The organism is Streptomyces sp. NPDC002537 (assembly GCF_053594975.1).
This window is the reverse complement of sequence record NZ_JBSFWT010000136.1, coordinates 1-12,301: the sequence shown is the minus strand read 5'-3', so window position 1 is coordinate 12,301 and position 12,301 is coordinate 1. Positions and strand designations below refer to the sequence as shown.

At 61.6% G+C, this 12,301-nt stretch carries 8 protein-coding genes and 4 pseudogenes; 11 read left to right on the top strand and 1 reads right to left on the bottom strand.

The annotated features are described in order from the left end of the window. The 11 genes and pseudogenes from ACWD4A_RS33750 to ACWD4A_RS33700 all read left to right on the top strand — a co-directional run. The coding region (locus ACWD4A_RS33750; RefSeq protein WP_451199985.1) for a hypothetical protein at positions 1 to 191 on the top strand (191 nt) is incomplete at its 5' end. Next, positions 178 to 522, top strand: a pseudogene (locus ACWD4A_RS33745) (transposase family protein); the annotation flags it as partial. The gene ACWD4A_RS33750 and the pseudogene ACWD4A_RS33745, both read left to right, overlap by 14 nt. Positions 523 to 575: 53 nt before the next feature. Continuing rightward, positions 576 to 848, top strand: a pseudogene (locus ACWD4A_RS33740) (hypothetical protein); the annotation flags it as partial. Between the two features lie 435 nt (positions 849 to 1,283). Continuing rightward, a complete protein-coding gene (locus tag ACWD4A_RS33735) occupies positions 1,284 to 1,409 on the top strand; it encodes a hypothetical protein (protein WP_451199984.1) in 126 nt (41 codons plus the stop codon). 159 nt (positions 1,410 to 1,568) lie between these two features. Further along, on the top strand, positions 1,569 to 4,157 hold the full coding sequence (locus tag ACWD4A_RS33730; RefSeq protein ID WP_451199982.1) for a DUF6603 domain-containing protein: 2,589 nt from the start codon (positions 1,569 to 1,571) through the stop codon (positions 4,155 to 4,157). 6 nt (positions 4,158 to 4,163) lie between these two features. Beyond that, complete coding sequence (locus tag ACWD4A_RS33725; RefSeq protein ID WP_451199980.1) at positions 4,164 to 6,467, top strand: hypothetical protein; 2,304 nt, start codon at positions 4,164 to 4,166, stop codon at positions 6,465 to 6,467. Positions 6,468 to 6,696: 229 nt separating this feature from the next. Further along, positions 6,697 to 10,626, top strand: coding sequence for a hypothetical protein (locus ACWD4A_RS33720; protein WP_451199978.1), 3,930 nt, complete (start codon positions 6,697 to 6,699; stop codon positions 10,624 to 10,626). A 65-nt stretch (positions 10,627 to 10,691) separates the two neighbouring features. Then, positions 10,692 to 10,787, top strand: a pseudogene (locus ACWD4A_RS33715) (hypothetical protein); the annotation flags it as partial. A 32-nt stretch (positions 10,788 to 10,819) separates the two neighbouring features. Then, the gene (locus ACWD4A_RS33710; protein WP_451199988.1) at positions 10,820 to 10,975 is read left to right on the top strand and encodes a hypothetical protein; all 156 of its coding nucleotides are present in this window, start codon (positions 10,820 to 10,822) and stop codon (positions 10,973 to 10,975) included. Continuing rightward, positions 10,972 to 11,190, top strand: a complete 219-nt coding sequence (locus tag ACWD4A_RS33705; protein ID WP_451199976.1) for a hypothetical protein — start codon at positions 10,972 to 10,974, stop codon at positions 11,188 to 11,190. The genes ACWD4A_RS33710 and ACWD4A_RS33705 overlap by 4 nt, the downstream gene beginning before the upstream one ends. A gap of 21 nt (positions 11,191 to 11,211) precedes the next feature. Next, complete coding sequence (locus ACWD4A_RS33700) at positions 11,212 to 11,418, top strand: hypothetical protein (protein WP_451199974.1); 207 nt, start codon at positions 11,212 to 11,214, stop codon at positions 11,416 to 11,418. 95 nt (positions 11,419 to 11,513) lie between these two features. Here the strand turns inward: ACWD4A_RS33700 and ACWD4A_RS33695 are convergent. Next, a pseudogene (locus ACWD4A_RS33695) lies at positions 11,514 to 12,209 on the bottom strand (IS256 family transposase); the annotation flags it as partial. Between the last annotated feature and the right edge of the window lie 92 nt (positions 12,210 to 12,301).

Sequence of the window (12,301 nt, the reverse complement as noted above, 5' to 3'; positions counted from 1 at the left end):
TGCACAAACTCGTTGACATCCATCACACAGATGTCAACGCCCCCTCACAACGCTCCGTCACCACCGAATGTGAGACAGGGCCGTTTACTGGACAGACCCTCGCGCTTTCACAGGGCTTCGGCAAAGTCGTGGTTGAGGGGTGTTTGTACAGGTGGGTGGACATGGAGGTCGGTGATCATGTGGGGTGTTGAGGCTCACGTGACCGAAAGGGACGTCCATGCCCGCTTGTGTGACATCGTTGCATCCTGCGCTGGAGAGGCTGTACCGGGCTGGCTGTTCGTCGTCGGGGTCGGGGTGCGGGAGTGGCTCGAAGCGATACCGGATCCCCGCGCCTCGCGTGGGGTGCGCCACGTGCTCGTGGTGGTGCTGGTGATCGCGGCGTGCGCGGTCCTGGCCGGCGCGAGGTCGCTGTCCGCGATCGGTGAGTGGGTCGCAGACCTGCCCCAGCACGTCCTTGAGGCCCTCGACGCTCGGCGGCATCCGGTGAGCGGGGTACGGATCGCACCGAGTGAGTCGACGATCCGCCGGACCCTGCAGTCCGTTGACGGGCAGGCGTTTGACCAGGCCGTACGCGGCTGGCTTGCGGAACAGGTGAGGGAGAGCGCGCCGCGGGAGGGCGTGCGCGAGGCAGTCGCAGTGGACGGCAGGACAGCACGCGGCGCCCGTTCCTCCGACGGCGGACAGGTCCATCTGATGGCCGCCTCGACCACGACCGTGGCATCGTCCTGGGGCAGGTCGACGTCGACGGGAAGACGAATGAGATCACCCGGTTCCAGCCCCTGCTCGGCTCTCTGGACCCGGCCGGGAAAGTCATCACCGCGGATGCTCTGCACACCCAGCGCGAACACGCCCGCTACCTCGCCGAAGACAGGCAAGCGGACTACGTGCTGACCGTGAAAAAGAACCAGCCGACGCTGTTCGCCCAGCTCAGCGCGCTGCCCTGGGCCGATATCCCGGGGCCGGGCCTTCACCCGTACAAGGGGCCATGGGCGCAGGGAGCACCGCGCCGTCCTGGCCGTCACCGTCCCTGCCGGCCTCCACTTCCCCTGCTCGGCCCAGGCGTTCCGGATCCGGCGCACCGCCCGCCACCTGGATGGACGGCCGAAACACACCGAGACCGCCTATGGCATCACCAGCCTGGAAGCGCACCGGGCCGGCCCCGCCCACCTCGGTACCTATATCCGCGGGCACTGGGGGGCATCGAGAACCGCCTCCACCACGTCCGCGACGTCACCCTCGACGAGGACCGCTCACAAGTCCGTACCGGCAACGGCCCCCGCGCCATGGCCACCCTCCGCAACCTCGCCACCAGCGCCTGCCGCCTGACCGGAGCCACCAACATCGCCCGAACCCTACGCCACAACTCCCGCGACCACACCCGCCCGTTGACCATGCTCAGCCTCATCTGACCGACTTTGCCGAAGCCCTGCTGGGGAGAGGGTCACAACCGGCAGATATCTTGGCGGACCGCGCTCTGGCTCCTTCCTCGCCAAACGGGCTCAATTGATTTCGAGCCAATATTCGACTTCCATTCTCTCCCTTTTCATGACAAGGTGCGAGTGATCCCTATGACCGATTCTGACACTACTCGAAAATGGACCGTTCTGGGAGAAATTAAGCTGGGAAACTATCTAAAAATTCCACTGATTGGTTCTCTGATGCCCGCAGGCGCGAGTATTGGGCTTGACAGCCTGATGGTTGGATACAATTCAAAGAAACTTGAGCAGGTAGACCTGCCGAAGCTGCGAGATTTACTAAAAGACATCCATCTCCCAAGTGAATCCGATAAGAGATGGATGGAGGCAGGTCCGTTTATGGTGGCGAATGTAATGCTTGGCCCTACCCAGCAGCCATTGATCTTCACTCCGTCACCTCCCAAGAGTACCGTTCTCGAAGGTTCCAGGTTCCTTCCGGTTGGGGTGAGTGACAGCGTGTCCGGCGGCGGGGCAGGGGCTCCCGTAAATGAGACGGTGGCCTGGTGGAACCTGGACAAAACTATCGGGCCTGCTCACGTCGGTCGGCTGGGGGCAGGATTCGAGCCCTCATCGAAGAGTGTGCTGCTCCTGGCAGATCTGGATGTCGGAGCTGGCGGATTCCGATTCGGGACGAGGGGTCTGGGAGTCGGAATCCCTATCAATAAACCGGAGGATACGAAGCTCCATCTCGACGGCGTCAGTCTTGAGTATAATAGACCGCCCATCACTATCGCAGGTGAATTTATCCGCGAAAATCCGGGCCCGGGGTACACGCTGGCCGTCGGCGGAATGGCAGTGGTCGGCACGCCTGCCGTAAGTGTATCGGCGCTGGGTTTCTATGCTCAGCCCATCACGGGAGATCCCTCTCTCTTCGTTTTCGGAATGCTTGATCTTTCAAAGCAGTCGGTGGGGTCAGCAGTATTCCGTCTGGAAAAAGTCGCAGCAGGTTTCGGATACAACAGTCAAGTACGCACACCGACCCTTGCGGAGGTTCCGACCTTCCCCTTCGTTGAGATGCTGAACCAGAAATATGCTCAGAGAAATCCGCTGGATGAGTTGACAAACCTGGTCGACAAAAAATGGGTGACGCCCGCGTCAAACGAGATGTGGCTTGCGGTTGGGCTGGAAGCGCTTATATATGAGCTGGTAGATGTCAACGCAGTGGCGATCGTGCAATTTGGCGATGACATCGTAGCCGGTCTCTACGGCCAGGCATCAGCACAGTTTCCTAAGTATCCGGCCAATCCCATTGCGGCGCTAGAAGTAGATGTGAGAGCAGAATACCGCGGCAGTACGGACACTCTGGAAATCGATGCAGTTGTTGCCAATGGCTCGTTCGTTCTGGACCGGGCCTGTCGGCTGACTGGCGGCCTCGCGGTACGACTATGGCTCGGCCGGAGCGCCCATCCAGGCGAATTTGTCATAAGCGTCGGAGGCTACAATCCGAAATTCGACGTCCCCAAATACTACCCCCGGCCAGAACGCGTGGGTTTCGACTGGCATCTCGGTGACCGCATTCACGTCTGGGGAAACTGTTACGCGGCACTGACTCCCCGCGCGTTCATGGCTGGGATGAAAGCTGGCCTCAGTGGACAATTCGGGATCGCAAGCGTCGATGCCGAAGTATATGCGGATGCCCTCATTGAGTGGGATCCGCTCTATTTCAATGTGGACTGGGGTGGGACCATTCGAGCATCCGCAGGACCTTTCAGCATAGAGTTCGGTGCAGACGGGGAGGTATGGGGGCCACCGGTCGGCGGGCACGTCCGGGTCCATATAGGACCCTGGAATATCAATGTTGACTTCGGCCAGGGCGACCCCAAGGGTCGGACCCGGCTAGATGCAGATGAGTTCCGTGCCAAACTGCTGCCCGGGGGAACCATCAAACCGGCGATCGCCGGCGCGGAGAAAACTACGGGGAATACCAGCACCGAGAACGGCAAGGTGGTGACGGTGAATGCCACTCAGGGGCTTCTTCCCGCCCCTCGAGGGAAGGATGCCGCCTCTCCAGTATGGGCTTTCGGGGTGGGTTCCCTTGCGATTCAGGTATCCACCGCAGTGCCGCTTTCCTCAATAAAATTCAATGACACCCCGGTGCCTACGACCTCGGCCAATCCTCGTCCAAAGCTGTGCATCCGACCTATGGAGGCTAACAACGCAGATTCCAGCCTGACGATTACCCTCAAAGGGCCGGACGGCACCAAGATACCGGTCACAAATAATCCACCCGGCGGGTCGGAGAAGACTAAATGGAGTGTCATCACGGACAAGAAGGGCGTACCAGCCGCTTTATGGGCCGAGAAAGGAGAGAAGGACAGAGACGGCTTGATCGACGGCTATGCGAGCGGTTTCACGCTCATGCCTCCCTCTCCAGATCAGTCACGTGACGGAATTATTCCGGCAAGCGCCACCAAGCGCGAACTGTTTTCTTTCTTGGTCCAGTCGGAGAGCGCCGTACAGAACTACACATCAGATAGCAACGGGAGGCGGCTCCCTGCTATGTCTACTCCAGATATAGAGAGGGTGTCTGGCAATGCGGCCAGAGACGCTCGCCAGGCGATCATCGACGATCTGAAGAAACTGGAAATGCCCGGATTCTCAGCAAAGGACCTCGTAGCAGACATCTTCAAAGCCGGAGCATCCGGTTATCTAGATGCCGAGCCTCAGATCCTGAAAGGATGAAATTGGATGGCAGATAAACTGGACGAGGGGCTCGAGCTTTTCAACTTCTGGAAAGCCAACACAGACATCGGCGAGTACACTCTGACAGTACAGCAGAAAGTCACACACCACAAAGAGGGAGCCGACTGGGTATTCGAACCACCGAATGCGCAGAAATTCACGGTCGGTGACCTGCGGTTCAGCCTTTCCGCCGCCGATGTAACGGCGTGCTTCCCCGCCCCGGACTCGGTGACCCCCGCCGGACGGCTTCTCCCCCACGTGGCACTCCGTGATCCGTATCTGCCCTGGGAGCGCGGCTCACACACACCTGAGGGGTGGGGGGAAGCACCGGGCACGGCTCTCCTGGTATTCGCAGAAGGTGAGCTGAACACAGATGATGTGAAGCCCGGCCAAGCCTTCGACCTCCTCGCCAAGACAAGTCAGGATCCTCTTCCCCCCAATTTCGAGACGTCAGAGATCCCGAAGGTTACCTGTACCACACTCGATATCAGCCCCTCAGATCTGCTGAGGCTGTTGCCGGACCCGGTCAAGAGTCTTCCATTCCTCACCCATGTCCGGCGCGAGGTCCGCACCGCCGCGGATGGTCTGGCCGCTGCTCCCGCTGTCAGTGCCGTCATCGCCTCCCGCTTCCCCCGCCAGCCAGGCCGCTACATAGCCCACCTCGTCTCCCTTCTCGGCCATGAGAAGAACCTCATGAGCCCAGAGAAAATAAACGGTAAGAAGAAGGTCCGGCTGGTATCGCTGTGGTCCTGGCAATTCACCATCTCGCCGCCTGCGGAAACCTACGCGGAAGCCTTCAAGAGGATGCAGGAGGACAGCAAGAAGCCGATGAAGAACCGCCTGCGGTTCATGCCGCAGCCGGAAGTCAAGATCAGTGAGGCAGTGACGCAGCGTCTGGCAGCAGGCTACCTTCCCATGCCCTACCGGGTGGCCAGCGGTGAGAAGACCGCTGGGTGGTACAGAGGGCCGCTGGGGCCCTGGCCGCCCGTGAAATCCGCGTTCGTTGCCCAGCACACACCCTTCACCTGTGCGGACGAGGCGCTCATCTACACTGACAAGGATGGCACGTTCGATCTCAGCCTGGCGGCCGCCTGGAGCATTGGCTATCAGCTCATCCTGTCCCGGCATGACTTGTTCGGGCAGTTGCTGACCCTCCAGAACACCGTTTCCCGGCACACCCTCACCATGGTCGCGGCGGCCCGCACCGCAGAGGGCCAGGCCCTCCTCACCGGCATCACGGACGCGGCACCGGGATCCTCGGCACACCTGGCTCTCCTGGCCGACCTGGCTGATCCTCCCCCGATGCGCCTCAAGTTCGACCAGCTGATGGCCAACACCACGCGATCTGGGGGGTCCCTGAGCGGTGCGATCACCAGCGCCCTGAGCGGACCACCCAGGCCTGTGATGTTCTCGGCATTGGCGCCGGCACCGGCCGTTGAGACACATCACAGCCTGCCTGCGGCCCCCGAGGCGGTCGCGCTCCTCGACCGTCCGGAGGCTACGTCCGCGCTGAAGAGCCTTCTCCGCCAGCGCCTTCTCCGGCCGTCGCCGCAGTCACAGGAACCGGCAGGTGCTGCCGCCGTCGGCGGCGGGGGGCCGGTCGAGGAATGGCTGTGGGATCCCGTCGACCTGCTGGGCCTCCTTCCTGCCTGGTACCTGGTTCCCATGGCTGAGGCAGCCCTGCCGTCCGACAGTCTGCGCTTCTTCTCCATCGACCACCAATGGCTCAGCGCTTTCTGCGACGGCATGCTGGCTGTGGGAACACACACTGCTCTCGATGAGGCCCTCACCCCTCTCCTCGCCGAGGTGATCTTCAAGCCCCGCACTGCCACACAGGATCCAGCCTGCGGCATCCTCATGCGTTCTGAAGTCATCCGCGCATGGCCGCACCACCCCATCGCCGGCAAGGGCTCCAGCAGCCACCCCATCGTCATCGACAAGGATCCCGGGTATTTCAGCGTCCAGGGGGGCGCGACGCTCCTCGCACGCACCCAGGTGAGCCCAGACACCGTTCTCCTCCTTTTCGACAAAGCTCCCACGACGGTCACGCTCCAAGAACCCGGCCATGTCATGCAGTTCGGCCTCGATACCGACACTGGTAAGACGAAACGCAACAAAGACGGAATCGTTCAAGGCTCGCCCGTGGCAGTGTTCGATGACTATCTCTACAACACCCCCGGACACCCGAAGGATGTACTGGATGTTTCCCGGTTCGCTCCGAAGATTTGCGACAACGCAGCGCCCACACCTGCCTCCTTCGCCTACCAGATGCTGAACCCTCCGGCTCAGCTCAAAATCAGCATCGTGTAGGAAACGCGTGGTTAAGTCCGTGAGCGTCCGCCCGGACCCGCGCCACGGCGACCGCCCGTGACCGGAAGGCAGATCGGACGGCTCACCTGGTAGCACATGACGGTCCCCCTCCCTCAGCCCCTGGCGGCCGCCCCGGTCACACCATGGAATTCCCTAGAGTAATTCCCAGATTGACAAAAAGCGGCACTCTCCACCACGTGAAATCTCACAACAGGAAGGGCAGTCTGCCATGCCAGACGCGCTGATCGTGCCCATGTCCGTTGACGCGTTCCTGAACACGGAAAAGATGGCGAAGGATAGTAAGATTCTTAACCGTAGGACGAGTGGTCTGGAAGATGTAATGATGCACGCTCCAGGCGGCCCTGCCCAGTCCGCGCAGTCCGGTACAGCCACGGACGGCGCTCTCGGAGTCTACGTCCAGTGGGAGTTGCCAGCGATCCTGCGGACTGGGCAGACTCCAGCCAGCACGGCGGCCAGCGGTCTCGAGCTGTCGCAACCGGCAGACTTCCCTCTGATCCCGAACCGATGGCTGATCACGCGCCGCAGTTATTACATGTCCGGCGGCACAACGGACACCAAAAGCTGGCTGATCCGAACCGACACGCTGGCCGCCACCACGGAATCGTCTGCCACAGGGAGCCGGGTGGAACCTGACGGAGCTCCCGCAGCGTCCCTCCCCGGGCCCCCTGACGGTGCGGGGGGATATCCCACCCGGGTATCCTACGGAACTGTATTCCCGCTCGGAGTCGGCTCGGTCCAGAAAGAACCGCATACATGGGATGATAAAAGCGCGAGTCCACTGTTCCTCACAGTGGACTCATCCAGTTTACCTGAATTCTGTTCGTATCAGCCGTACAACCAGAACGTCCTATCGTTTCATGACTTGCAAGATGACCTGACGGCAGCACAGGGACGGCTGAAAGCGGGAAAACTCGAAATAACGGTCAACTACCTGGTCATAGGCTGGTATTCACATGGCGCATCCGACCTGTTCCATTTTCAAGACGGAAAGCAGTATCTGGGGAGGCAGACCCTTCAGGACCAGAAACTAACAGACCTCCAGGAAGCCCTGCAGAAGTGCGGATGGGATCTTCCGAAAACCGATGGAATCAATATCTGCGGAACGGTGTACTACGGGTCCGTGCTGGGTCTTCCTTGGAAGGAAGATATTGATCCGGCGAGCTACACGCGTCCCACGGGTGGGGCTCCGTTCAGTCTCGACGGCCAGCCGCTGACGGACCAGGTCCATCTCGCCGTAGGGCAGTCCTCAGTGGAAGCCTGCACCACGGTGGTTACCCAGAGCAGCCTCCTCAGCCACCCCGAGGCCAGGCATTTCAGCGCCTTCCTGTCCAACCTTCTCGAATCCCCGTCCAAACCTGGGGTTCCCGACCACACCAGAGAGATCACGCCTCTGCACGCCCTGCAGTACGGTGAACACGCGACCGTATTCGGCAGCTCCCCGGGAGGCCGACGCTGGCATCTCACGGCGGGCGGCGAACAGAAGATTCCTCCCTCGGACCCCAAACTTAAAGCCTTGTTCGAGAAGGTGAGCGAGCTCAACCGGAAGCAGGCCAAATACGAGCAAGCCGATCTCGATATTCAGGACATGATAACCCGCCTCAAAGGGATCTGGTGGTCACTCATGCCCTACGCTATGGATGACATCGCTGAAGAGCTCACTCCCCCCAATAATGACATCACTAAGGCCAAGAGTGCAGTCGACACCCTGAACAGCGCCCTCGCCGCCAGAGCAAAAAACCGCAGCGACCTCCTTACAGAGATAAAAAGTGCCAGTACCAGCATCTCTGACGGCCTGAAGAAAGACGAGCTCCCGTATACTCTGCGACCGGCTCCTATGCCACCCTATCAAAAGTCCGGAAATCCCGTTATTGTCCTTCAGAACCTTCTCGCCAAACGACGTGTCAACGAAATGGACGGATACCTATCCGACCGTCTAAAAATCCGGAACCTGCCCGTCAATAACCCACAGGCCCCAACCGATCCTCCGGGCATCGACAAACTTGCTACTCCTCCGGCCCTCGCCTGCATAAAGACCATCACCGACGAATTTGAAAAAAACCTCACCGATGTCCTCGCCGGACTGTCCGACGACAAGATCAATGGCCCGAGTATCAGAGGGAGCGAAGGAACCGGAGTCATCGGCACAAATCCTACCGACAACCCATACCAGCGATGGTGGAACCAGCCCTGGAAACCGGTCTTCCTCGAATGGTATGCCGAGGTATACCCCAGCACGCTCAAAGGTGACGCCAAGACCCACGAAAACTACTACACCTTCACGACCAAAGATCCTGTCGGCTATATCGCCCCGGAAGAGAGCAATATCCCCCAGTACTTCCACGAAAGCCTCACCGGAACCTCACGGCCGATCAAATCAGCCTCAGTCCGGCGGCTCCACGGCTTCAGCATGGCGCATCCCCTCCTTGAAGACCACACCCGCTACCGTCTCCGCCGCGCCAAGGACCTCGCACAGTCAGAAGGCGCCCCAGAAGCCTACGAGAAGCTCGACAAGAACATCGAAGATCATGCGTGGAACCTGACATCCGTCACCCTTACCGGGGTCAACGAGGCCTTCGCAGGCCGCAAACCCGATGTATCTATCCCCTTGCGCAGTGTCAACGGCAAACCTCTGGCCTATACCCCGCCCACCGACATGGATCAATTCTGCACACCAGATCGCGTCGTCGTCACCGCGCCCGTGCCCCACCTCCCTCTCCAGTCCATCAACCTCGACGGCGAAACCGCCACCAAAACTGATGACAAAGACGCCAACGGCGACCAACGCTTCTCCCCCGTCCGATCAGGGCAGCTCAACATCACGGTCCTCACCGTCCAGGACTCCTTCGGCCGCCAGCTCTTCCTCCTCGACACCCAGCAAACAGGCGAAGACGCTATTCGCAACACCCTCCAAATCTCACCCTCCATGCATGTCATAAAACAAGCCGAGAAAGATACACGCACCTACACCAACATCGAAGGCAACGGCCCGATCAACTCCGCAGCGCTCATCGATCTCCGCCCCCGCCTCCACCAGGGCGCCCGCCTGCGCTACGACTATCTCGTCCCTCGCAATGGTCTCGCCCAGCCCACCCCTCTCAATGAAGTCCCCGACCCCGCCACAGCCAACCCTATTCACGGCTGGCTCATGGTCGCCCGCACCGGCCGCCGTCACGCCCTCATGTGCTATGACCCGCAGGGCACCCCCCTCTTCGACCTCCACTGCCTCAGCTCCGAAAGCCCCGCCACCGCCCGGCCCCTCCCGGGCAGCCCGTACACCGATGTGACCGACCCCAAATTCAGTACAGAGCACTTCACACTGCATGCCTTCATCACCCCCCTCCTCGACAAGAACCCGACCAAGGGCCACCTCGCCTCCTTACTCTCCTCCTTGGAGCAAAGCCTCCCCCACACCGCTCCGCCCGCCGCGGACGGGCCCGACGGCACCAGGCTCGCGCTCTTCATCGGGCGCCCCATCGCGCTCGCCACAGCCCGCCTGAGCCTCGAACTGGACGGCCCTCCGCTGCGCGCCACCGACAAACTCACTGACGCGGCTGGCACACCCTCCGAGAAATACCCCGTCGCCCTTGGCAGTCCCCTCCTTTACACAGACGGATTGCTCGGCTACTTCACCGATACCACTTTCACAACTCTGCACACTCATTACCCCGTAAAAGACCAAAAGACCGCCTACACCACACTCGCCGCCGCCGGAGATGTCAAGCTCACTCCGCAGGACGGCACACGTGACGCCACGGAGTACAAGGACATCACCCTTCTCATCGCCCCCCACAACAGCACTCACGCCACCATCGACATCCTCCCCACCGTCGCCCTTACCCTTCCCCCCCACACACTCGACAACATCCTGACCGCAATCCAGCCCACCATCCCTCTCGGTCCTCTCCTCACCCCTCCCCCGCCCTCCGACGCCCCCGCCCTCGAAATACTCGCACCCGCCCACACCCGCGCCACCACATGGAAGTGGACCGAACCCACCCCCCAGACCGGTATCTGGACCAAAGCCGCCGACATCGCCAACCCCAGCCCCACAAGCCGGACCCTGACCCAATCCGCTGAGGCACACACCGGCTACCTCCAGCTCGCACCCGACCAGGAACCGCAAAGCGAGCGCACCTGAAAGGGCGTGTCAGCGACTCTGCGCCTCCCCTCGTAGTGTGGAGATATCCGCTACGAGGAAGTTCGATGGCAGAGATACGCAAGAGGTACGACGCGGAGTTCCGGGCCGGGGCGGTCTGGATCGTCCGTGAGACCGGCAAGCCGATCGCGCAGGTCGCCCGGGACTTGGGGATCAACGAGGGCACTCTCTCGACGTGGGTCTCGCGGGAGAAGGAGTCATCCCGGGCGGCCTGGACCCCGACGAGCGTGCTGAGCTGCAGCGGCTCCGCAGGGAGAACCACGAGCTGCGGATGGAGCGTGGCGTGCTCAAGCGATCGGTGGTCCTGTGGGTGAAGGAGGCGACGAAGTGACGGTTGCGGACTTCATCGCCTCCCAGAGGACCGACCACCACGCCCCGCATGCCGTCTCGTGCAGGGCCCTTGAGGTCTCCGAGTCCTGGTTCTACAAGTGGCTCGGCCGAGCGCCCACCGCACGTGACGAGCGTCGTGCCGATCTCGCCCTGGCCATCCGGGAGGTTTTCGAGGCCTCGGGCAGCACCTACGGTTCCCCGCGAGTCCATGCCTAGCTGAAGGCGAAGGGCTGGCGGGTGTCGAAGAACACGATCGCCAAGATGATGGCCGGGCTCGGCCTGGCCGGCCGTGTCCGGAAACAGCGGCGGTCGCTGACCCGGCAGGGCAGACGGCTCGTCGCCCCGGACCTGGTCCGGCGCAAGTTCACCGCTCCGGCTCCGGATGTCGCCTGGTGCGGGGACATGACCGAGATCCCCACCGACGAGGGCAAGTTCTACCTATAAGTTACGTGGAATCACGCTGTCAGATGGTCCTGTCGCAGGGGGCGGTATGCCGGTCAGGGTGTGTCCAATCAACGGCTGATCTTGGTTGTTGAGGGTCAGTGGCTGGTGGTGGGGGTGAGGCGTCCTTCGAAGGCAATCTGGAAGGCGTTCAACGGTGCCTTCCAGCGCATCGTCCAGCGGCGTTGGCCCTTGCCGGTCGGGTCCAGGCTCATCAGCGCCATGTAGACGCACTTCAACGCGGCGTTCTCCGAGGGGAAGTGGCCCCGAGTCCGGACGGCCTTGCGGATGCGGGCGTTCACGCTCTCGATCGCGTTCGTCGAGCAGATCACCTTGCGGATCTCGACGTCGAAGGACAGGAAGGGCACCATCTCGGCCCAGGCGTCGGACCACAGCTTGACCACGGCCGGATACTTGGTGCCCCACTTCTCCGAGAACTCCAGGAACCGCTCGGTCGCGGCGGCCTCGCTCGGCGCGGTGTAGACGGGGCAGAGGTCCTTGGCGACCTTGTCCCAGTCCTGCCGGGCCACATAACGGGTGCTGTTGCGGATCAAGTGAACGATGCACGTCTGAATGACAGTTCGAGGCCAGACCGTCTCCACCGCGTCCGGCAGGCCCTTCAAGCCGTCGCAGACCAGCATCAGCACGTCCTCGACGCCGCGGTTGCGGAGCTCGGTGAAGACCTGGAGCCAGTGCTTGGCCCCCTCGCCGCCGTCGCCCGCCCAGATGCCGAGGATCTCGCGGGTGCCCTCGACGGTCACCGCCATAGCAAGGTAGATGGGCCGGTTGGCGACCTAGTGCGTCGTGATTCCGTTGGCGTTACTTGATCTCGTGTGTCTCGTTGCTGCTGGCATGGGGCTCTCCGAGGAACAGGCCGCGGAACTGC